Annotated in this window: 22 protein-coding genes; all 22 read left to right on the top strand. The window is 43.1% G+C overall.

All coding sequences use genetic code 11. The features are described 5' to 3' along the window. The first annotated feature begins 14 nt into the window (after positions 1–14). The 22 genes from wecB to nuoN all read left to right on the top strand — a co-directional run bounded on the left by wecB (position 15) and on the right by nuoN (position 21,504). Entirely contained in the window at positions 15–1,157 is a 1,143-nt protein-coding gene (gene wecB, locus AC2YHV_RS16910; RefSeq protein ID WP_063574650.1) for a non-hydrolyzing UDP-N-acetylglucosamine 2-epimerase, read from the top strand. An 83-nt stretch (positions 1,158–1,240) separates the two neighbouring features. Further along, a complete protein-coding gene (locus AC2YHV_RS16905) occupies positions 1,241–3,469 on the top strand; it encodes a S8 family serine peptidase (RefSeq protein ID WP_487373663.1) in 2,229 nt (742 codons plus the stop codon). Between the two features lie 286 nt (positions 3,470–3,755). After that, complete coding sequence (locus tag AC2YHV_RS16900) at positions 3,756–4,124, top strand: ATP synthase subunit I (protein ID WP_034315821.1); 369 nt, start codon at positions 3,756–3,758, stop codon at positions 4,122–4,124. Positions 4,125–4,146: 22 nt separating this feature from the next. Beyond that, positions 4,147–4,863: a F0F1 ATP synthase subunit A gene (atpB, locus tag AC2YHV_RS16895; RefSeq protein WP_034315819.1), complete on the top strand. Its 717-nt coding sequence runs from the start codon at positions 4,147–4,149 to the stop codon at positions 4,861–4,863. Positions 4,864–4,935: 72 nt separating this feature from the next. Next, positions 4,936–5,160: a F0F1 ATP synthase subunit C gene (gene atpE / locus AC2YHV_RS16890; RefSeq protein WP_034315818.1), complete on the top strand. Its 225-nt coding sequence runs from the start codon at positions 4,936–4,938 to the stop codon at positions 5,158–5,160. 150 nt (positions 5,161–5,310) lie between these two features. Next, complete coding sequence (gene atpF / locus AC2YHV_RS16885) at positions 5,311–5,826, top strand: F0F1 ATP synthase subunit B (protein WP_034315815.1); 516 nt, start codon at positions 5,311–5,313, stop codon at positions 5,824–5,826. Next, positions 5,823–6,359, top strand: a complete 537-nt coding sequence (locus tag AC2YHV_RS16880) for a F0F1 ATP synthase subunit delta (RefSeq protein ID WP_034315814.1) — start codon at positions 5,823–5,825, stop codon at positions 6,357–6,359. Before atpF ends, AC2YHV_RS16880 begins: the two co-directional genes overlap by 4 nt. A gap of 24 nt (positions 6,360–6,383) precedes the next feature. Beyond that, positions 6,384–7,892 carry a F0F1 ATP synthase subunit alpha gene (gene atpA / locus AC2YHV_RS16875; RefSeq protein ID WP_034315812.1) on the top strand — a complete coding sequence of 503 codons (1,509 nt, stop codon included), beginning with the start codon at positions 6,384–6,386 and terminating at the stop codon, positions 7,890–7,892. 37 nt (positions 7,893–7,929) lie between these two features. After that, on the top strand, positions 7,930–8,790 hold the full coding sequence (locus tag AC2YHV_RS16870; RefSeq protein WP_034315808.1) for a F0F1 ATP synthase subunit gamma: 861 nt from the start codon (positions 7,930–7,932) through the stop codon (positions 8,788–8,790). Positions 8,791–8,878: 88 nt separating this feature from the next. Then, complete coding sequence (atpD, locus tag AC2YHV_RS16865; RefSeq protein ID WP_034315806.1) at positions 8,879–10,276, top strand: F0F1 ATP synthase subunit beta; 1,398 nt, start codon at positions 8,879–8,881, stop codon at positions 10,274–10,276. A 25-nt stretch (positions 10,277–10,301) separates the two neighbouring features. Next, on the top strand, positions 10,302–10,703 hold the full coding sequence (locus AC2YHV_RS16860) for a F0F1 ATP synthase subunit epsilon (protein WP_034315803.1): 402 nt from the start codon (positions 10,302–10,304) through the stop codon (positions 10,701–10,703). A gap of 338 nt (positions 10,704–11,041) precedes the next feature. Further along, positions 11,042–11,416: an NADH-quinone oxidoreductase subunit A gene (locus tag AC2YHV_RS16855; RefSeq protein WP_057278185.1), complete on the top strand. Its 375-nt coding sequence runs from the start codon at positions 11,042–11,044 to the stop codon at positions 11,414–11,416. A gap of 26 nt (positions 11,417–11,442) precedes the next feature. After that, entirely contained in the window at positions 11,443–11,919 is a 477-nt protein-coding gene (locus AC2YHV_RS16850) for a NuoB/complex I 20 kDa subunit family protein (protein WP_170946902.1), read from the top strand. Continuing rightward, positions 11,920–13,158: an NADH-quinone oxidoreductase subunit C gene (locus AC2YHV_RS16845; protein WP_487373662.1), complete on the top strand. Its 1,239-nt coding sequence runs from the start codon at positions 11,920–11,922 to the stop codon at positions 13,156–13,158. It begins immediately after the preceding gene. 5 nt (positions 13,159–13,163) lie between these two features. Then, positions 13,164–14,261: an NADH-quinone oxidoreductase subunit D gene (locus AC2YHV_RS16840; protein WP_487373661.1), complete on the top strand. Its 1,098-nt coding sequence runs from the start codon at positions 13,164–13,166 to the stop codon at positions 14,259–14,261. Next, positions 14,262–15,269 carry an NADH-quinone oxidoreductase subunit NuoH gene (nuoH, locus tag AC2YHV_RS16835; RefSeq protein WP_098864893.1) on the top strand — a complete coding sequence of 336 codons (1,008 nt, stop codon included), beginning with the start codon at positions 14,262–14,264 and terminating at the stop codon, positions 15,267–15,269. Positions 15,270–15,302: 33 nt separating this feature from the next. After that, positions 15,303–15,722: an NADH-quinone oxidoreductase subunit NuoI gene (gene nuoI / locus AC2YHV_RS16830; protein WP_034315789.1), complete on the top strand. Its 420-nt coding sequence runs from the start codon at positions 15,303–15,305 to the stop codon at positions 15,720–15,722. Then, positions 15,719–16,237, top strand: coding sequence for an NADH-quinone oxidoreductase subunit J (locus tag AC2YHV_RS16825; RefSeq protein ID WP_048685826.1), 519 nt, complete (start codon positions 15,719–15,721; stop codon positions 16,235–16,237). The genes nuoI and AC2YHV_RS16825 overlap by 4 nt, the downstream gene beginning before the upstream one ends. After that, positions 16,234–16,548, top strand: a complete 315-nt coding sequence (gene nuoK / locus AC2YHV_RS16820) for an NADH-quinone oxidoreductase subunit NuoK (RefSeq protein WP_034315785.1) — start codon at positions 16,234–16,236, stop codon at positions 16,546–16,548. The genes AC2YHV_RS16825 and nuoK overlap by 4 nt, the downstream gene beginning before the upstream one ends. A 34-nt stretch (positions 16,549–16,582) precedes the next feature. Next, positions 16,583–18,454, top strand: a complete 1,872-nt coding sequence (nuoL, locus tag AC2YHV_RS16815; protein ID WP_487373660.1) for an NADH-quinone oxidoreductase subunit L — start codon at positions 16,583–16,585, stop codon at positions 18,452–18,454. Continuing rightward, a complete protein-coding gene (locus AC2YHV_RS16810; RefSeq protein ID WP_487373659.1) occupies positions 18,451–19,974 on the top strand; it encodes an NADH-quinone oxidoreductase subunit M in 1,524 nt (507 codons plus the stop codon). Before nuoL ends, AC2YHV_RS16810 begins: the two co-directional genes overlap by 4 nt. Before the next feature lie 3 nt (positions 19,975–19,977). After that, on the top strand, positions 19,978–21,504 hold the full coding sequence (gene nuoN / locus AC2YHV_RS16805; protein WP_057278181.1) for an NADH-quinone oxidoreductase subunit NuoN: 1,527 nt from the start codon (positions 19,978–19,980) through the stop codon (positions 21,502–21,504). Positions 21,505–21,592 lie beyond the last annotated feature (88 nt).

The raw sequence follows: 21,592 nt of genomic DNA, 5'->3' as shown, positions 1-21,592 counted from the left end.
CTGAGGTGTCACGAATGAACAAACCGATTAAAGTCATGACCATTTTCGGGACGAGACCAGAAGCTGTCAAAATGGCTCCCTTAGTACTCGAATTTCAAAAACACCCAGAATATTTCAAGCCGATCGTTGCTGTCACGGCTCAGCATCGCCAAATGTTAGATCAAGTTCTCGAACTATTTTCCATACAGCCGGACTATGACTTGGACATAATGAAGGAAAGGCAAACGCTTGCTGACATTACAACAAGAGCATTGAATGGTCTTGATTCAGTAATGAAGGAAGCTAAACCAGATATTGTTCTCGTTCATGGTGATACAACCACAACGTTTGTTGCCAGTCTGGCAGCTTTTTATAATCAAATTGTCATTGGGCATGTAGAAGCGGGGCTGCGCACATGGAATAAGTATTCCCCCTATCCGGAAGAGATGAATCGACAGCTTACGGGTACGATGGCGGATTTGCATTTTGCGCCGACTTCGAAAGCCGAGGAGAATCTGCTGAACGAGAACAAGAAGGATAATATCTTCGTGACGGGAAATACGGCAACTGATGCTTTAAAAACGACTGTAAGGTCGACATATTCCCATCCGGTTTTAAATGGACTTGGAGAAGACAGGCTCATTTTGCTTACCGCCCATCGCAGGGAAAATCTGGGGGAACCCATGAGGAATATCTTCAGGGCCGTTAAGAGAATCATTGTTGAGCATGATGATGTTCAAGTGGTATATCCTGTCCATTTAAATCCGCTTGTACAAGAATTGGCAAACGAAGTTCTCGGGGACGATCCGCGGGTTCACTTGATCGAACCGCTGGATGTATTGGATTTCCATAACTTCGCTTCTAGAGCCTTTCTGATTTTGACTGATTCTGGAGGAATCCAGGAAGAGGCACCGTCACTTGGTGTACCCGTCCTGGTTTTAAGGGATACGACCGAACGTCCTGAGGGGATTACGGCTGGAACCTTAAGATTGGCTGGTACTGATGAACAAACCATATATGATTTGGCACATGAATTGCTCACCGATCAAGAGGTGCACGAAAAAATGTCCAAAGCTTCAAATCCATATGGGGACGGAAATGCTTCGGTACGCATAGCTGAAGCCATCCGGTACTATTTTAAGCAAGTGAATATGCCGCCAACTAGATTTGAACCATAAAAGAGGAAAAGCCATGCGCTTTTCCTTTTTTTATTTGCATACTCCAAGGTTGTTGAGAAAAGATAACTGCTAAGGGGATGATTATGTTGGGAAAGAAAACGTTCATCGTGTTTGTTTTCCTTTTTATATTTATTTATCAATATGAAAAGGGCTTTGCAAAAGTCATTCTGCCGCCTTTACCAAAACTATCTGAATCTAAGGAAGTAACGGTTGTTGTCACGATGGATAAGGCGTTTAATCGAAAAAAGATCGAAAAACTGCTTGAAAAATATCCATCTCTTCAATTACGGAATGTTTATTCGGTTGCCCTGGATGGATTTTCCCTTCATGGGAAAATGAATGAAATAGAACAACTTAAAAAGGAGGGTGGAATTCAGGCAGTAACGGAAGTATCCGTTTATCAAGCCGTTTTGGATAAAAGTGTCCCATACATAGGAGGAGACAGGGTCAGGGGTTTCTTTGATAAGGAGAATCACCGGATCACCGGGAAAGGGATAAAGGTAGGGATAATCGATACTGGCATTGATTATACACATCCAGATTTGCAACGAGCTTATAAAGGAGGTAAGGATCTGGTTGATGGTGATGCAGATCCGATGGAAACCAAAAATCAAGGCGACCTGGATACATTACATGGCACTCATGTGGCGGGCATCATTGCAGCCAATGGAAAAATGAAAGGCGTCGCACCTGAAGCGGAGATTTACGCATATCGAGCATTGGGGCCAGGCGGTTCTGGAGATACAGATCAAGTGTTGACGGCCATTGAGTCAGCCATGAAGGATAAGATGGATGTATTGAACCTCTCTCTAGGTAATAACGTCAATGGTCCTGATTTACCTATCTCCCTTGCGTTGAATAAAGCTGTGGAAAGCGGCATTGTTGCCGTGACATCAAACGGGAATTCCGGTCCGGCTGTATGGACCGTCGGTTCACCCGGTACAGCGGAAAAAGCGATTTCCGTTGGGGCTTCGACTCCGCCCTTAAGGGTGCCGTATATGATTTACGGACTTGGATCAAAAAAGCATCAATCGCATTTAACCTTGTTTCAAGGCTCTAAAAAATGGAACCTGACGTTTTCCGAGGATGTCATATATGGGGGACTGGGTAATAAAAAGGACCTAAAGAATGTTCGGGATAAGATTGTGTTGTTGGAACGTGGCACACTTACCTTCCAGCAGAAAGTATCCAATGCAGAAAAGGCGGGTGCGAAGGGGGTAATTGTTTTTAATAATACGAGCGGGACCTTTACTGGAAGCTTGGAAAAAGAAATGAACATCCCGGCTTCTTCTATTAATAGAAGAGATGGATTGCAGCTCAAGCAAATCATGGAGCAAGGGCAGAGCAAAACCGTTCAATTTGTTTATAAGAACGAGCAGGATAGGCTCGCGGATTTTAGCTCCAGGGGACCGGTAACCGTATCATGGGGAATAAAGCCTGACGTATTGGCACCGGGAGTGGAAATTGAAAGCACCATTCCTAAAGGATATATGTCCCTGGATGGAACAAGTATGTCCGCACCGCATGTTGCAGGAGCATGCGCCTTAATCCTGCAAAAACACCCGGAGTGGACTCCTGATCAAGTCAAATCTGCATTGATGAGCACTTCCAAGCCATTGAGGAAAACAGCAAATCAATTGTATCACACATATGAACAGGGGGCTGGGCGCATCCAGGTCGACGAAGCGTTAAAAGCGGACACGCTCTTGAACCCAAGCTCATTGTCTTTTGGGATGTATACAAAAAAAGAAGGAATTGAAGAGCATCATGAAACGATAGTCATAGAAAATACCGGTACGGAAATGAGGAAGTACTCATTCATGGTCCCATTAAAAGAGACGGGACTCACTTGGGAATTGCCGAAATCCCTTACTTTGAAACCGAAGGAAAAGAAACGGATAAAAGTCGGATTGCAGGTCAACCCAGCCAAGCTTAAAAAGGGAGTCTTTGATGGATACCTCATTATAATGGAAGGAACCAAAAGAATATCCCTTCCTTATTTATATGTAAAAGAAGAGCCTGATTATCCAAGGATAATGGGATTTGACTTTGGTCAAGGGGACCAGGAAGGCACATATCGATACGAAATGTATCTTCCGCGCGGGGCTGAAGAATTCGGTATTGCCCTTTATGAGGAAGATAGCTTGAAATTCGCTGGATATTTGGATTGGTCCAGATCGGCTCCTTCCGGTTTGATCAAAAAAGATGTATTGAAAAAGGACTTGCCTCCTGAAGGAGTTTATAAAGCGATAATCTTTGCAAGAAGGGGCGGAAGGGAAGATCGGATAGAAAAGACGTTACTTATTGAGTGAACAGAGGCTAATAAGTAAAATAAAACGGATGTCAATAGAAGAAAAAAGATAATTTGTGAACAATTCGTTAATAATTACAAACCTGTGACAAATTTCACTAACCACTCATTGACAATGATTCTAGCCTATTGTATGCTAACTAAGGATGTAAAATGAGAGGGGTTTCATACGTTAATAACGTGTCAAATAGAAGTAAGTTTTTGACCTTCTATTTGGACTTGTTACGGGCAAATTCTCCTAAGCTAAACAAGATACTACAATATTTCTAGGGAGATTACATGACAAAATGCTAGAATTGGAAAAGATGTTCAATAGGCAGCTAAAATACATGTTGTATTTAATGGGTATTTATCTACTTGGGGTGGTTTTCACTTCCCATGATTCAGTCTTCCAAGGATTATTGCTTGGAACTGCCTTCAGCCTATTTATATTCTGGTCAATGGTCAAAAAGAACAAGAAGTTCGCCCAAGAGGTTGCCGAAGGAAAGAAAACGCGCTCCCTTGGTAGTTTAACTAGAATGTCTGTAGCGGGTTTAGCTGCAATTATTGCATTGAGATATCCTGGTGAATTTCAGGTTGTCTGCGTGGTTGTGGGATTAATGACAGTTTACTTTGTCATTATGATAGATTATTTTATGCAAAACATACGTAGGTAGTAAAGAAGAGAGGTGAATACTGTTGAATCATGAAGCTCCTATGTGGGAATTTATGAATACCGGAATACATTTCAACTTGGCTAATGTTCTTATGATGACCATCGCAAGTCTCATTGTCTTCATTATTGCTGTAGCAGCAACTCGAAAACTTGCGATGAAGCCAACAGGTATCCAAAACTTTATCGAATGGGTTATGGATTTTGTGAAAAATATCATCAACAGCAATATGGATTGGCGTACGGGTGGTCAGTTCCTAATGTTGGGAATGACGTTAATATTGTACGTATTTGTTTCAAACATGTTAGGATTGCCGTTCTCGATTGTAATAGGACATGAACTTTGGTGGAAATCACCTACATCTGATCCGGCAATAACTTTAACTTTGGCAGTTATGGTAATGGGTTTAACTCATTATTATGGTATCAAGATGAGAGGCATGAAAAATTATGCCAAAACTTATGTTCAGCCAATGGGTTTCTTGTTTCCGTTAAAGATTATTGAGGAGTTCGCTAATACGTTAACTCTAGGATTGCGGCTTTACGGGAATATTTATGCGGGTGAGTTACTATTAACTTTACTTGCTGGACTAGGAACAAGTGGTGTTGTGGGTGCAGCCACTGCTGCATTACCGATGTTAGCTTGGGAAGGGTTTAGTATCTTTGTCGGCTCCATTCAAGCTTTTATCTTTACTATGTTAACGATGGTTTATCTTTCCCATAAAGTAAGTGACGACCATTAATTATAAATATTGTTCATTTAGAACATTATATTGATGAAAAAATAAAACAACATTTCAAGGAGGAAATTTATCATGACAGGTTCTTTAGGTCTTATAGCTGCTGCTATCGCAGTTGGATTAGGTGCACTAGGTGCGGGTATTGGTAACGGTCTTATCGTTGGGCGTACAATTGAAGGAATGGCTCGTCAGCCAGAAGCTCGTGGTATGCTTCAAACTACAATGTTCGTTGGTATTGCATTAGTTGAGGCACTTCCAATCATCGCTGTAGTTATCGCGTTTATTGTAATGGGTAAATAAGATAACTTGAAAAAGTTCAATAATGGCGAAGATGATCCAAGGAGACCCTTCGCCATTGCTCTGTGTTAAAGTGAACATTTATGGCAGTGATACTGTCAATCGAAAATACAGAACTTCAATAGTGAATCTCATGAAGGGAGTGAACCGAGCGTGTTAACAAGCAATTTTGTTCTTGGTCAAGTCCACTTTAATGGTGGAGATATCATATACCAGCTTGTAATCTTTATTATTTTGTTAGCGTTGCTTAAGAAGTTTGCATGGGGTCCGCTAATGGGCATCATGAAAGAACGTGAAGAGCATGTTGCGAATGAAATTGAAGCAGCTGAAGTTAGCCGAAAAGAAGCACTGAAATATTTAGAAGAACAGCGTGAAATCGTAAAACAATCTCGCACTGAAGCGGGACAACTTATAGAGAATGCTAAGCAGCAAGGCGAAGCACAACGCGAAGATATTATTAATCAAGCGCGTGCAGAGGCTGAACGTGTTAAAGAATCAGCAAAACGTGAAATCGTTCAAGAGAGAGAAAAAGCAGTTGCCGCCTTACGCGAGCAAGTAGCTTCATTATCTGTCATGATCGCCTCTAAGGTGATTGAGAAAGAACTTTCATCAGCTGATCAAGAAAAACTAATCAATGAATATATTCAAGAGGCAGGAGAAGGTAAATGAGCGATATAACTGTAGCAGGACGTTATGCTGTAGCTCTTTTCCAAATTGCGAAAGAGCAAAATCTCATTAACCAACTTGAAGAAGAGCTTCGCATAGTGAATGAAGTTTTCACAAATGATAAAGATCTATTAAGCTTCTTGGCTCATCCTAAAATGACTAGAGATGCAAAAAATACAATGCTTGCAAATGCATTTGCAAGTCTTTCGTCTTCCGTTCGAAACACTGTAATGTTAATGGTGGAGCGTCATCGTACAGATGAAGTGATTCCTATGGCACAAGAGTTCATTGAACTTGCGAATGAAGAAAATTCAGTTGCGGATGCGACTGTTTATACAGTAAATCCATTAACTGAAGCTGAAGCGGAGGCTGTGTCTTCAGCTTTTGCTGCAAAGATCGGCAAACGTAATTTGCGTATCACTAATGTTACGGATAGCAATATTCTTGGCGGTATCAAACTTCAAATCGGTAACCGTATTTATGACGGAACGATACGTGGGAAGCTTGATCGCCTTAGCAAACAACTATTAGGTTAATATTCACAGATAGGGGTGAAATTCATGAGCATCAAAGCTGAAGAAATCAGTGCGCTGATTAAAAAGCAGATTGAAAACTATCAGTCGGAAATTAAAGTAAGCGATGTAGGTACAGTAATCACTGTTGGTGATGGTATCGCTCGCGTTCATGGTTTAGACAATGCAATGGCTGGGGAGCTCTTAGAATTTTCTAATGGTTCAATGGGATTGGCACAAAACCTTGAGCAAAATAACGTAGGTGTTGTTATTCTTGGACCATTCAGAGACATTCAAGAAGGCAGTGAAGTACGCCGTACTGGCCGTATCATGGAAGTACCAGTTGGAGAAGAATTAATCGGGCGTGTCGTGAATCCGTTAGGACAACCATTAGATGGTCTTGGTCCGATCGCTACAACAAAAACTCGTCCAATCGAAAGCCCTGCTACAGGTGTTATGGACCGTAAATCCGTTCATGAACCATTACAAACAGGAATTAAAGCAATCGATGCGCTAGTACCTATCGGACGTGGACAACGTGAGTTAATCATCGGTGACCGTCAAACTGGGAAAACATCAGTTGCGATCGATACAATCCTTAACCAAGCTGACCAAGATATGATCTGTATCTATGTGGCTATCGGTCAAAAAGAATCAACTGTTCGTGGAACTGTTGAAACACTGCGTAAAAATGGTGCATTGGATTACACAATCGTTGTGTCTGCATCAGCTTCTCAACCAGCACCACTTTTATACCTAGCGCCATATGCTGGTGTGACTATGGGTGAAGAGTTCATGTTCGCTGGCAAGCACGTTCTTGTGGTTTATGATGATCTTTCTAAACAAGCATCTGCATACCGTGAACTTTCCTTGCTACTTCGCCGTCCTCCAGGTCGTGAAGCATTCCCAGGGGATGTATTCTACTTGCACTCCCGTTTACTTGAGCGTGCAGCTAAATTGAATGACACTTTAGGTGCCGGTTCAATCACTGCGCTTCCATTTGTTGAAACACAAGCAGGCGACATCTCTGCTTACATTCCAACAAACGTAATTTCCATCACTGATGGACAAATCTTCTTGCAATCCGATTTGTTCTTCTCGGGTGTACGTCCTGCGATTAACGCTGGTCTATCCGTATCCCGTGTTGGTGGATCTGCACAAATTAAAGCGATGAAGAAAGTTGCTGGTACTTTACGTCTAGACTTAGCTTCTTATCGTGAATTGGAAGCATTCTCTCAATTCGGTTCTGATCTTGATGCTGCAACTCAAGCAAAACTTAACCGTGGTGCTCGTACAGTTGAAGTTCTAAAACAAGATCTAAACAAACCGATCAAAGTTGAAAAACAAGTCATGATTTTCTATGCATTGACTAAAGGTCATTTAGATGATATTCCAGTATCGGATATCCTTCGTTTTGAAGAAGAATACTATGTATTCCTAGATCGTTCTCATCCGGAATTATTAGATCACATTCGCACAACGAAAGGTCTTCCTGAAGATGCTGCTATCGTTGCTGCAATTAACGAGTTCAAAAAGAACTTCGTTATTTCTGAATAATAAGGTCTAACTAATTTATAAAGGGTGGTGAGAATGAATGGCCTCTTTACGCGATATTAAGTCTCGGATTACTTCAACGAAAAAGACGAGTCAAATTACAAAAGCGATGCAGATGGTATCTGCTTCTAAAATGAACCGTGCTGAAGCTAATGCTAAAGCATATGTTCCATATATGGATAAAATTCAAGAAGTAGTATCAAGTATTGCGAACGGAAGTACGGGTGCATCTCATCCAATGCTTGTCTCGCGTCCAGTTAAGAAAACCGGTTACCTGGTAATCACATCGGACCGCGGATTGGCAGGAGCATACAATAGTAGTATCCTTCGCCACGTTCATAAAACCATTCTTGAACGCCATAAATCCAATGATGAGTTCGTCATTATCGCAATCGGAAGGGTTGGCCGTGATTTCTTTGTCAGCCGTAACATGCACGTAGAGCTTGAAGTAACTGGAGTTCCTGATCAGCCTTCTTTCGCTGACATTAGCTCCCTTGCAAAATCAACAGTGAATTTGTATCTAAATGAACTGTGTGATGAGCTTTACATGTACTATAACCATTATGTCAGCCCAATCCAGCAGGATGTAACGGAAACGCAAGTCCTTCCGTTAGCTGACTTTAATACTTCCAATGCAGCAATGACTTCTTATGAATTTGAACCGAATGCAGAAGAAATCCTTGAGGTATTACTGCCTCAGTACGCAGAAAGTTTAATTTATGGTGCTTTGCTAGATGGTAAAGCAAGTGAGCACTCTGCACGTATGACTGCAATGAAAAATGCGACCGATAATGCTAAAGAATTGATTGATTCACTTTCATTGCAATATAACCGTGCACGTCAGGCCGCAATTACTCAAGAAATAACGGAAATTGTCGGCGGTGCAGCAGCTTTAGAATAAAAATTATTAAAGGGACGGTCGGACCGGACGATGCTTGGCCGTTCCATAAACTAGATTGTCGTTATAAGCAACGTTAGGAGGGAAAACGATGAATATAGGACGCGTTACTCAAGTTATGGGTCCGGTTGTTGACGTGAAATTCGAAGACGGACAACTTCCTAAGATCTATAACGCGTTAAGAATCGAAAATACAGCGTCTGGTACAGGACTAACTCTTGAAGTAGCCCTTCAACTAGGTGATAATACAGTTCGTACTGTAGCAATGTCTTCCACTGATGGTTTAACCCGTGGTGCAGAGACTGTTGATACAGGAGCTCCAATTTCCGTTCCTGTAGGTGAAGTAACACTAGGCCGCGTTTTCAACGTATTAGGGGAAAACATTGACCTATTCGAACCACTTACAGCAGAGGTGCGCCGTGATCCAATTCACAGACAAGCACCAACTTTTGAGGACTTATCAACAACAGTTGAAATCCTTGAAACTGGTATTAAAGTAGTAGATTTACTTGCTCCTTACATCAAAGGTGGTAAAATCGGTCTCTTCGGTGGAGCCGGTGTTGGTAAAACTGTACTTATCCAAGAACTTATCAATAACATCGCACAAGAGCACGGCGGTATCTCGGTATTCGCTGGTGTAGGTGAGCGTACTCGTGAAGGTAATGACCTTTTCTACGAGATGACTGATTCCGGTGTTATCAAGAAAACGGCAATGGTATTCGGACAAATGAACGAGCCGCCAGGTGCACGTATGCGTGTAGCTCTTAGCGGTTTGACAATGGCTGAATATTTCCGTGACGAACAAGGACAAGACGTTCTATTCTTCATCGATAACATTTTCCGTTTCACACAAGCAGGTTCTGAGGTTTCCGCCCTACTAGGACGTATGCCTTCAGCGGTTGGTTACCAACCAACTCTTGCTACTGAAATGGGCCAATTGCAAGAACGTATCACTTCAACAAATAAAGGTTCAGTTACATCCATTCAAGCGATCTATGTACCTGCCGATGACTATACGGATCCGGCTCCAGCTACAACTTTCGCTCACTTGGATGCAACAACTAACCTTGAGCGTAAACTTTCTGAAATGGGTATCTACCCTGCGGTTGATCCATTGGCGTCTTCTTCTCGTGCCCTTAGCCCAGAAATCGTTGGGGCTGAGCACTATAAAGTGGCTCGTCAAGTGCAATCGACTTTACAGAAATATAAAGAACTTCAAGATATTATTGCTATCTTAGGTATGGACGAATTAAGCGAAGACGAAAAAGTAATCGTTCAACGTGCTCGTAGAATTCAAAACTTCTTGTCACAAAACTTCCACGTGGCTGAACAATTCACTGGTCAAAAGGGATCTTATGTACCAGTTAAAGAAACAGTCCAAGGATTCAAAGATATCCTAGCTGGAAAATATGACGAACTTCCAGAAGATGCTTTCCGTCTAGTTGGCCGCATCGAAGAAGTTGTTGCTAAAGCAAAAGAAATGGCTTAATTAAAGGGACCTAGGAGGGAATGAAATGAAGACCATTAAAGTCAATGTTGTTACTCCCGATGGCCCAGTATATGATGCAGAAGTTGAAATGGTAAGCACTAAAGCTAAAAGCGGTGAGCTGGGAATCATGGCTGGACACGTTCCAACTGTAGCCCCGCTTACCATTGGTGCTGTCCGTCTTAAAAATGGAAGCAACACAGACTATGTAGCTGTAAATGGTGGCTTCTTAGAAGTTCGCCCTGATGTGGTAACCATTTTAGCTCAATCTGCTGAAAGAGCTGAAACTATCGATCTTGCACGTGCTCAAGCAGCAAAAGCCCGTGCTGAACAAAGATTGCAGAACAATGATGGATCAAATGATGCCAAAAGAGCTGATTTAGCGCTTAAACGTGCAATCAACCGAATCCAAATTGCAGAAATGCGATAACTTTAATTGATGAAAACACCTGATCAAACCATTCGTGGTAAGATCAGGTGTTTTTTTATCCAGATGGTTTTTGAAGATTATTGACATGGAAATCAGAATTAGGAGTAAAATGTCGAATTATAGAGTAAAGTATTTTCCATTTTAAACCTTAACTCGTCGACATGCTTTTATCCTAATGTTATAATGTATACGCTTACATTTATTGCTTCATACCCCTCCTTTCACGTTGCTTCTAAAAGAATGTTACCCTGCATAATATTTATAACGTATCCAAAATGAAGACAAGCAAACTTAAATTGTAGCCATTTAACATGATATATCCATAAAGGGAGATGAACATGGGACAGCTGCATATTTACCAAAATAATTATTTAATTGTATTTGTTTTCCTTTGTCTCGGAATTTTATTACCTGTGATCGCTTTATTTCTTGGTAGACTGCTAAGGCCTTATAAACCGACAGATATGAAGTATACGACTTATGAAAGCGGAATCGAACCTTTTCAGGATTCAAGGGTTCAATTCAATGTCAGGTATTATCTATTTGGATTGATGTTCGTCATATTTGATGTAGAAACGGTTTTTCTTTACCCATGGGCGGTTGCCTATGATGAACTCGGACTGTTTGCATTGATTGAAATGCTGTTTTTTGTCGTGATCCTTATGCTAGGGCTAATCTATGCTTGGAAAAAGAAGGTGTTAAAGTGGAATTGAAGTTGGATGAACTTACCCCTAAAGAAATGGAAGAAATGCGCCACAGTATTTTCTTATCCACACTTGAACAAATAAAAGGCTGGGCTAGAAGTAACTCACTCTGGCCAATGACTTTCGGTTTGGCATGTTGTGCAATTGAAATGATGGGTGTCGGCTCCTCTCATTATGATTTGGACCGATTTGGTTCTTTTTTTCGGACATCCCCCAGACAATCGGATGTCATGATTGTTTCAGGAACGGTAACGAAAAAAATGGCTCCAATAATAAGTAGATTATACGAACAAATGCCAGAACCGAAATGGGTTATTGCAATGGGCTCCTGTGCAACTGCTGGCGGGCCTTATGTTCACTCTTACTCAGTGGTCAAAGGGGTAGATCAAATTGTACCTGTCGATGTATATATACCGGGTTGTCCCCCAAACCCAGCTGCACTTATTTACGGAATCAATAAATTAAAAGAAAAAATCCGTTATGAGGCGAAAACTGGAAAGCGGGTGATATAGATGAGTGAAAAGGAAGACTTAGCGAAACAAAAGGCAGAGGCCGCGGCCAGGGCGAAGGCTGTAGCATTGGCCCGAAAACAGGCGAAAGAAGAAGCGGCAGAAAAGCCGGAAGTCGACATGGATATAGCGAAGCAGAAGGCAGCGGCAGCGGCCAAGGCGAAGGCAGCCGCTCTGGCCAAAAAACAGGCGAAAGAAGAAGTGGCAGAAAAGCCGGAAGTCGACATGGATATAGCGAAGCAGAAGGCGGCGGCAGCGGCCAAGGCGAAAGCAGCCGCGCTGGCCAAAAAACAGGCGAAAGAAGCGGAAGAAAAGCCGGAAGGTGAAATGGATATAGCGAAGCAAAAGGCGGCGGCAGCGGCCAAGGCAAAGGCAGCCGCGCTGGCCAAAAAACAGGCGAAAGAAGAAGAAGCGGCAGAAAAGCCGGAAGTCGACATGGATATAGCGAAGCAAAAGGCGGCGGCAGCGGCCAAGGCAAAGGCAGCCGCACTGGCCAAAAAACAGGCGAAAGAAGCGGCAGAAAAGCCGGAAGGCGAAATGGATATAGCGAAGCAAAAGGCGGCGGCAGCGGCATTGGCCCGGAAACAGGCGAAAGAAGAAGCGGGAGAAAAGCCGGAAGGCGAAATCGATGCAGCGAAGCAAAAGGCGGCGGCAGCGGCCAAGGCGAAGGCAGCAGCCGCTGCCAAAGCGAAAGCGGCTGCTGCTGCGAAGAACAGGACAGCTGTACAGGAAAGCGAGGAAGCTGACACCCCTAGCGAAATTTCCCCAAATCAGTCGAAACTCGATCAAATTGTTTCTGCTATTGAAAGCCATGTAGGACAAGGGGCATTATTAGAGAGCTATATTAATAGACTATCAAAAGATGTACCCACTTTAGTGGCTAATCCGGATACATATTTCTCAATAGCCAAATTTCTGCGGTATGATGAACAGCTTGACTTTTCGTATTTATCGGAACTTCATGGTACGGATTTTGAATCCCATATGGAAATCTATGTACATTTACACTCATTCAAAATGAACCAATCAGTTGCCTTGAAGGTGAAGCTTGATAGGGATACTCCCGTTATCCCATCATTGGTCCCATTATGGTCAGGTGCAAATTGGCCAGAATGTGAGGCGTATGATTTATTGGGCATTAACTTTTATGAACACCCTGATTTAAAGCGGATTTTACTTGGGGAAGATTGGAAAGGGTATCCCCTTAGAAAAGATTATGAGCCATATGATGTGGAGGTATAAGCCCTATGTTAAGGACGGAAGAAATGCTTCTCAATGTCGGGCCGCAGCATCCGAGTACACATGGTGTTTTTCGGCTTGTCATCAAGATTGACGGTGAGATTATCAAAGAGGCTACACCTGTCATCGGGTATCTGCATCGCGGTACGGAAAAACTAGCGGAAAATCTGCAATATACTCAAATAATCCCATATACTGACCGGCTCGATTATCTGGCGGCAATGACAAATAATTATGTACTTTGCCATGCTGTTGAGACAATGATGGGGGTGGAGATCCCTGAAAGGGCAGAATATTTGCGGGTCATCGCAATGGAATTGGGCAGAGTTGCAAGCCACCTCGTCTGGTGGGGTACATACCTGCTGGATATAGGTGCGACGAGTCCTTTCCTTTACGCATTCCGAGAACGTGAAATGATCGTTAATTTATTGACTGAATTGTCAGGGGCCCGCCTAACATTCAATTATATGCGTGTCGGAGGTGTGAAATGGGATGCCCCTGAAGACTGGATTGCGAAGGTTGCCGAGTTTGTCCCTTATATGAGGGAGCAGCTTGCCGGTTACCATGAGCTTGTGACAGGGAATGAAATCTTTGTTAATCGGGTTAAGGGGGTGGGCATCTATTCGAAGGAAGAAGCCTTGCAGTATTCGCTTAGCGGTGCCAACTTAAGGTGTACAGGTGTGAAGTGGGATTTACGAAAAAATGAACCATATTCCATTTATGACAGGTTCACATTCGATGTTCCTACAAGGGAAGAGGGTGATGCCTTTTCACGCTATCATTGTAGAATGGAAGAAATTGAAGAGTCACTGAAAATCATCGAGCAGGCGGTTGTGCAATTTCCAGAAGGGCCGGTCCTTGCTAAGGTCCCTAAAATAATAAAGGTTCCTAAGGGTGAGGCATTTGTCCGAATTGAATCACCAAGAGGGGAAATAGGCTGTTATATAGCGAGTGAAGGGAAAAAGGAGCCATACCGCTTGAAATTCCGCAGACCTTCGTTTTATAATCTGCAAATTCTTCCGAAATTATTGGAGGGGGAAAATATGGCGAACTTGATAACGATTTTAGGTGCAATCGATATCGTGTTAGGGGAGGTGGATGGATAAATGATCAAGGATCTTCTCCATTCCGCTCCAAGCCTGCTGAATTTTGGCATTTTTTTCGGTTTGGCAGTCCTGCTCCTGTTTGTCGTATTAGGGTTTGTAACCTATGGAATCCTTTCAGAGCGTAAAATCATGGGATTCATGCAGATGCGTGTCGGCCCAAACCAAATTGGAGGGAAATGGGGTCTTTTACAGACCGTTGCTGATGTTTTGAAACTTCTGATCAAGGAAGATACGATACCCAAGAAAGCTGATAAGCCGTTATATATTTTAGCTCCGGTAATTGCTTTTGCTCCCGCTTTCATGGTCCTTGCCACCTTGCCGTTCACCGATGCCTTCCAATTTGCTGATATAGGTGTCGGGCTGCTTTATTATATGGCGATTTCCGGCATATCGACCATCGGCATCGTCACTGCAGGTTGGGCATCCAATAATAAGTATTCTTTGATTGGCGGAATGAGGGCAGCCGCGCAAATGATATCTTATGAGATCCCTTTGGTGATGTCACTAGTAGGCATCGTCCTCATAACAGGCAGTTTAAACTTGAATGATATAGTCGCAGCCCAGGAAAAGGTTTGGTTCATTTTTCTTCAGCCTGTTGCGTTCATCGTGTTTTTCATTGCATCGGTTGCCGAGTTGAACAGGGTTCCTTTTGACCTTCCGGAAGCGGAATCCGAGCTTGTAGCAGGCTATCATGTTGAATACTCTGGATTTCGCTGGGCCTTCTTTATGTTATCCGAATATGTGTATATGTTTGCAATGGCAACGCTAACCACTGTATTATTTTTAGGGGGATGGAATTCTATTCCGTTTTTGGATTTTATTCCGGCGGCCATCTGGTTCGGTCTGAAGTTCAGTGCCGTATTCTATATATTGGTCTGGATCCGTGTAACCTTTCCTCGGATAAGGGCTGATCAATTGATGGAATTCGGATGGAAAGTGCTGCTTCCGGTTGCATTGGCAAATATATTTTTGACGGCAGTAATAAAAGAATTGCTTAACCTTTTTTAGAAACTTAAGCTGGTCGGAAAGCGAGGGATTTATATGCTTGGTTTAGCAAAAGGTTTAACCTATACATTAAAGAACTTGACGAGGAAAAAAGTGACATATGACTACCCGAATGAGCCGCTTCCGCTCCCTGACCGATTTCGCGGAATCCAAAAATTCTATCCTGAAAAGTGTATCGTATGCAATCAATGCGTGACGATTTGTCCAACGGATTGTATTCAATTAACTGGTAAGAAACATCCGGACCCGTCGAAAAAAGGGAAAATCATCGAGACGTATGACATCAATTTCGAGATTTGCATTTTATGTGATTTATGTACGGAGGTCTGCCCTACAGAAGCGATCGTGATGACGAATCAATTCGAGCTTGCCGAGTATAGCCGTGATCATCTATTTAAAAACCTGGAGTGGCTGGATGAAAATGATGAAAATATCCGGAAGGTGAATAAAGTATGAGTTTGTCGGGTGAATTAATTGCCTTTATTGGTTTGGCACTTGTCGCGATAGTAGGCGGGGTGTTGCTGATTACCTTAACAAAAGTGGTGCACATGGTTATCGCACTTGTTTTTACTTTCTTGGGCATTGCAGGCATTTATATGTTGCTCTCGGCAGAGTTTGTCGCCATTGTCCAAATCCTTATTTATTCAGGGGCAATTACGATCGTGATGCTATTCGGGATTATGCTGACAAAACACCAGGAAAATGATGCACCGGCTAAAGGGGGCTGGGGGAATTTCTCCTTGCTGGCAGCGATTGCCGGATTTGCCGTAGCGGTGTATCTGGGGATTTATAATCTGGATATACCTGTACAGCCAACGGCGTTGCATGAGGAAAATACAAAGCAAATAGGAATCGAACTTTTTTCAAAATATGTAATTCCATTTGAAGTGATGTCGGTACTCCTGCTTGTTGCTTTAGTCGGTGCCATCGTATTGGCTAAAAAAGATGATGAGGAGGGAGATCGATCATGACGGGAGTTCCTTTGTCGGCTTATCTTGTATTGGCTCTCGTTTTATTTTGTATAGGGCTGTATGGTGCCTTGACGAAAAGAAATGCGGTCATTGTTTTGATTTCAATCGAGCTGATGCTGAACGCTGCAAATATCAATTTAGTGGCCTTCAGTAAATTCGGGGTAACGCCATCCATTACGGGTCAAGTTTTTTCCTTATTCACGATTACGATTGCTGCAGCAGAGGCAGCTGTAGGGCTGGCCATTCTAATGTCCCTTTATCGCAATCGTAAGACGGTCAATGTCGATGAAATGGAAATGATGAAGAATTGAAGGTTTATATAATTGAAGAAGGGGATTTGATACGATGATGGAGCACGCATGGCTCATACCGATCTTTCCACTCGTCACGTTTCTGGTTCTGCTTCTATCAGGCGGGCGGTTGCGGGAACGAGGCGCTTTTATAGGAATAATATGTACAGTGGCTTCGTTCGTTTTATCGTTGCTTGTCCTGATCGAGCGATTTAAAGAACCTACTTATAATATATCGATAGATTGGCTTTCCTTCGGAGGGACGCAACTTTCAGCTGGATTCGAAATCAATCAGCTCAATGCCTTGATGCTTGTGGTCGTTTCCCTTGTCAGCCTGCTTGTCCAGATATATTCGAAGGGGTATATGAAGGGTGAAGTGCGATTCTCCATTTTTTATGCTTATCTGGGCTTCTTCACCTTTGCCATGCTTGGACTAGTCATGGCCCCCAATTTATTACAACTTTATATCTTCTGGGAATTGGTCGGGGTGGGGTCTTTCCTGCTCATTGGTTTTTACTTTTATAAACTGGAGGCTAAGGCTGCGGCGAAGAAGGCATTCATCATGACCAGGATTGGGGATGTAGGGCTATTAATCGGCATCATTCTGCTATTCTGGGAAACAGGCAGCTTTGAATATGGAGAGATCTTTCAAGCCGTTCAGTCGGGCATGATATCAAGTGAAAAACTGACATTAATTGCTATTTTGATTTTTATCGGTGCGGTTGGGAAGTCTGGACAATTTCCACTTCATACATGGCTTCCGGACGCAATGGAAGGCCCGACTCCGGTTTCCGCATTGATACACGCAGCAACCATGGTTGCTGCAGGGGTATACCTGGTGGCGGCCATGTTTCCGTTATTCATGGCTAGTTCTGCTGCGATGCAGGTAGTGGCCATAACAGGTGGGATTACAGCCATACTTGCCGCAAGCATTGCCATAGTGCAAAAGGATGTTAAGCGTGTATTGGCCTATTCGACCATCTCTCAGCTTGGTTTTATGATGCTTGCTTTGGGTACTTCGGGATATGTGGCCGGGGTGTTTCATTTAATGACCCATGCCTTTTTTAAAGCTTTGCTGTTTTTGGCAGCAGGCAGTGTTATTCATGCTATACATACACAGGATATGGAAAAAATGGGCGGCTTATGGCGCAAGTTGAATTGGACCGGTCCGCTGTTCTTGACTGGCACGTTGGCGATATCGGGGTTTCCGTTGCTCTCGGGCTTTTTCAGTAAAGATGAAATTCTAATGGCAGCTTGGGAGAATGGTAGTTATATATTGTTTGGTCTAGCGGTGGTTACCTCCTTTTTAACTGCGTTTTATATGTTCCGGCTGTTTTTCATGATGTTTGCAGGTGATTCGCGCAGTCAGGCAGAACAGGTCAAGGAATCACCTTTCATCATGCTAATTCCCATGCTCGCATTGGCTTTGCTTGCTGTAATCGGTGGGTATATCCAAACACCGTGGTTTGGAACTTTTCTTGGGGAGTGGCTTGTGGAGGGTAATGAAGCTCTTCTAGGCGCCAGACATAGTGAGGGGCCCGTTTGGATAATGTTGATGGCCGTGCTTGTGTCGCTGGCCGGGATTTACCTTGCTTATATGATATACGTTAAAAAGAAGTTATCTCGGGAATGGCTTGTCAAAGAAAACTCCGAGGTTTATAGGATTTTGGAAAATAAGTATTACATTGATGAGATTTATCATTTTACTGCAGGCTATGCAATCAAAGGCTTTAGTATATTCCTATCTTATATTGAAAGGTTCATTGTCGGTGGCCTTGTTTCCACTGTAACAAGTTCAATAGAAGGATTGGGGAAAATAGGGTCTAAACTGCAAACGGGACAGGTACAGCAATATGGCATGATAGCCTTTCTGGGACTTGCGGTACTGTTGGTGATTTTTGCAGTAACTGGGGGGTATCTAAGATGAATGTCTATTTGCTCTCGCTTTTAGTGTTTTCACCGCTGCTGGGCATCGTGATGGTTGCCCTCATGCCGAAAAAAGAGGAAAGGACGATTAAACAATTTGGTTTTTTCGGAACACTGCCTCCCCTTTTCCTATCATTCTTTCTTTGCAGCCAATATTATTCGGGTGTGGCCCTATCCATATTTGACATTAAGTTGAATTGGATCAGGTTTGGAAATTTGGAGATGTATGATCCCAAGCTCTTCACGGTTGATTTTGAGTTGGGGCTGGATGGCTTAAGTCTCATCTTCATATTACTGACAACAATCATTTCATCACTGGCCGCAATCGCATCCATTTATATAAAAAAAGAATGGAAAGGGTATTATTTATTATTTTTGATCCTGGAGATTGGAATGCTCGGTGTCTTCACGGCAGAAAATTTGATCCTTTTTTTCATCTTTTTCGAAATGACTTTGATTCCTGCTTTCTTTTTGATTGGCAGATGGGGCTTTCTGGAGAGGGAGAAAGCTTCTTATAGTTTTCTGATCTATAATGGCATTGGTTCGGCTGTTTTATTGGTGGCCATTTTGATTTTGTTTGCCAGGACAGGTACGACCAACATTACAGCATTGACACAGATGATGACAATGGGCGGCGTTTCGCTTTTTGCACCCATATCCGGTTCGATGAAATATGGTTTATGTCTTGCATTTCTCGTGGCATTTGCGATAAAGCTGCCGGTCTTTCCCTTTCATAGCTGGATGGTGCGGGTCCATGCAGAAGCACCTCCATCCATAGTCATGATACATGCCGGTGTCTTATTGAAAATTGGGGCGTACGGAATCATCCGGTTTGGAATGGGGATATTTCCTGAACAATATAAAAGCTTGGCCTTTACCATAGTCCTATTTGGGGTCCTCAGTTTTTTATATGGTGCTTTTCTGGCATTGGTACAAACGGATTTCAAGCTCGTTTTAGCCTATTCATCAATCTCGCATATGGGTATCGTCATGATGGGGCTGGGAGCTTTGAATGAAGCGGGCATTCAGGGAGCTATTTTTCAAGTCATCTCACACGGGCTAATTGCTGCTTTGTTGTTTTTCTTGATTGGAGCGTTGTATGAGCGTACAGGAACCACGATGCTTCCTAGGCTTGGAGGGCTGGCCAAGTCGATGCCGATTTTTTCAGGGTTTATGTTAGCTTCTGGGATGGCTTCACTCGGTTTGCCTGGCATGTCCGGTTTCATCAGTGAATTCATGGTATTTCTTGGCTTATTCAAGAGTCAGCCGTTGCTTGCGGCAATAGGGGTGATCGGACTGGTATTAACCGCTGTTTATGTACTGAGGGCGGTCATGCTTATGACTTTCGGGAAAAATGATAGCTTGATAGAAAAAGAGAAATGGGACCTAAGGGGCTGGGAGTTTTTGCCGGCGTTGGTTCTTCTCGGTTTGATAATATCTGTTGGGGTATACCCAAATTTGTTAGGCGGGCCTCTTCAAGGAACGATTGAAGCCATGATGCTTGCTCTAGGGGGGCGATGAAGGATGGATTGGAACACGATGCTTTCTTATGATTGGGGAGCGATGATGCCGGAATTCATCATTCTTGGAACGACCATGATTCTTTCGATACTGGATTTATTCTGGCCGAAGCACTTTAATCGGAGAAAACTGGCATGGCTCGCGCTAACCGGAATCATTTTGGCATGTTTGTCACTGATTAGCCTGCTGTCCTTTGAGACAGTCAGTATCTTATCCGATACGTTTCGTTTAGATTCATTTGCAAAAGCTTTTAAGCTGCTTCTATTATTCGGAGCGGCCCTGATCATCCTTCTGGCTGAAGGATATGAACCGCGAGAGGGGCTGCGGGAGCACCGGGGGGAATTTTATTATCTGTTCCTGACCGCTTTGCTTGGAGCGATGGTCATGTCCTCAAGCGGTGATTTGATCACGCTGTTCGTTGGACTGGAACTTCTTTCACTTTCGTCTTATATATTAGTCGGAATGCGCAAGCATGATCGGAAGTCCAACGAAGCGTCCATGAAGTATGTGATAAACGGAGGCATTTCCACAGCAATCACTTTATTCGGGATGAGCTATTTATATGGAGTGACCGGTTCCGTCAATCTAGGCGAAATGAGCAGGACGATGGCTGCGATGACCGACGGGCAGCTGCAATACATCATGGGGCTCGCTTTCTTCATGGTATTTGTCGGTGTATCCTTCAAGATAGCTGCCGCACCGTTTCATATGTGGGCGCCGGATGTCTATGAAGGGGCACCGACACCGGTCGCAGCCTTCTTGAGTGTAATTTCGAAAATGGCGGGTTTCGTCATCATCCTGCGCCTTTTTCTTTCGTTGTTCCTAACAGCTTCCGGTGATACGTTCGGGGCGCTAGATTTTTTGGATAAAAATAATATTTATATAGCTTCATTGGCGGGGCTGACGATCATCATTGGAAATGTGGTTGCGTTAAGGCAGCAAAATTTAAAACGAATGTTTGCCTATTCAAGCATCGCTCATGCGGGTTACCTGCTTGTGGCGGTGGCAACATTGGGCGGGGGATATTTCCTGCTTGATACTGTCTGGTTTTACCTAATGGCTTATGTATTAATGAATATCGGTGTATTTGCAGTCATTCAGCTGCTCTCCAGTCAAAGTGGGTCCGAAGATATCAGCATTCTTGCAGGAATGGGGAGGAAATCCCCGTATCTTGCCATGGCATTCACCGTATTCATCCTGTCGCTTGCTGGAATTCCCGGGACGACAGGTTTCATTGGCAAACTCAATATTTTTCTTGGGACATTCATAACGGAGCCTGGACATTTCGTCCTTGCGGGAATCATGATTGCAGGTACCATTGTGTCCTATGTGTATTATTTCGGATTATTGGTGCAGGTCTTTTTCCGACCGATTCATTCAGAGAAGGTCATTAAAATTCGTCCGGGTCTTCACATCGTATTGATCATATGCGTAATAGGCACCATACTTTTCGGGGTGGCGCCAAATATTGCCTTTGATTTTATTCATGATCAATTTGGTGATTTTACAGACTTTATTTCGAGTAAATGATATAATGCCTGTATCAGAGGCTTGTTCCATTGGATCAAGCCTCTATTTACAGTTTTAAAAAGATATTTTGCAATTCTTCCTTTTTAAT

The organism is Peribacillus sp. SRI_006, from assembly GCF_057586375.1.
This window is presented reverse-complemented; position numbering and strand designations above follow the sequence as displayed.

Bases quoted from the DNA above. Each gene is read 5' to 3' on its own strand.
- atpA (WP_034315812.1), top strand. From the start codon at position 6,384: ATGAGCATCAAAGCTGAAGAAATCAGTGCGCTGATTAAAAAGCAGATT.
- AC2YHV_RS16850 (WP_170946902.1), top strand. From the start codon at position 11,443: ATGGAAGAAATGCGCCACAGTATTTTCTTATCCACACTTGAACAAATA.
- AC2YHV_RS16880 (WP_034315814.1), top strand. From the start codon at position 5,823: ATGAGCGATATAACTGTAGCAGGACGTTATGCTGTAGCTCTTTTCCAA.
- nuoL (WP_487373660.1), top strand. From the start codon at position 16,583: ATGATGGAGCACGCATGGCTCATACCGATCTTTCCACTCGTCACGTTT.
- atpD (WP_034315806.1), top strand. From the start codon at position 8,879: ATGAATATAGGACGCGTTACTCAAGTTATGGGTCCGGTTGTTGACGTG.
- AC2YHV_RS16855 (WP_057278185.1), top strand. From the start codon at position 11,042: ATGGGACAGCTGCATATTTACCAAAATAATTATTTAATTGTATTTGTT.
- AC2YHV_RS16905 (WP_487373663.1), top strand. From the start codon at position 1,241: ATGTTGGGAAAGAAAACGTTCATCGTGTTTGTTTTCCTTTTTATATTT.
- AC2YHV_RS16860 (WP_034315803.1), top strand. From the start codon at position 10,302: ATGAAGACCATTAAAGTCAATGTTGTTACTCCCGATGGCCCAGTATAT.
- AC2YHV_RS16825 (WP_048685826.1), top strand. From the start codon at position 15,719: ATGAGTTTGTCGGGTGAATTAATTGCCTTTATTGGTTTGGCACTTGTC.
- AC2YHV_RS16845 (WP_487373662.1), top strand. From the start codon at position 11,920: ATGAGTGAAAAGGAAGACTTAGCGAAACAAAAGGCAGAGGCCGCGGCC.
- AC2YHV_RS16810 (WP_487373659.1), top strand. From the start codon at position 18,451: ATGAATGTCTATTTGCTCTCGCTTTTAGTGTTTTCACCGCTGCTGGGC.
- atpE (WP_034315818.1), top strand. From the start codon at position 4,936: ATGACAGGTTCTTTAGGTCTTATAGCTGCTGCTATCGCAGTTGGATTA.
- AC2YHV_RS16840 (WP_487373661.1), top strand. From the start codon at position 13,164: ATGTTAAGGACGGAAGAAATGCTTCTCAATGTCGGGCCGCAGCATCCG.
- nuoI (WP_034315789.1), top strand. From the start codon at position 15,303: ATGCTTGGTTTAGCAAAAGGTTTAACCTATACATTAAAGAACTTGACG.
- wecB (WP_063574650.1), top strand. From the start codon at position 15: ATGAACAAACCGATTAAAGTCATGACCATTTTCGGGACGAGACCAGAA.
- nuoH (WP_098864893.1), top strand. From the start codon at position 14,262: ATGATCAAGGATCTTCTCCATTCCGCTCCAAGCCTGCTGAATTTTGGC.
- nuoN (WP_057278181.1), top strand. From the start codon at position 19,978: ATGGATTGGAACACGATGCTTTCTTATGATTGGGGAGCGATGATGCCG.
- AC2YHV_RS16900 (WP_034315821.1), top strand. From the start codon at position 3,756: ATGCTAGAATTGGAAAAGATGTTCAATAGGCAGCTAAAATACATGTTG.
- nuoK (WP_034315785.1), top strand. From the start codon at position 16,234: ATGACGGGAGTTCCTTTGTCGGCTTATCTTGTATTGGCTCTCGTTTTA.
- AC2YHV_RS16870 (WP_034315808.1), top strand. From the start codon at position 7,930: ATGGCCTCTTTACGCGATATTAAGTCTCGGATTACTTCAACGAAAAAG.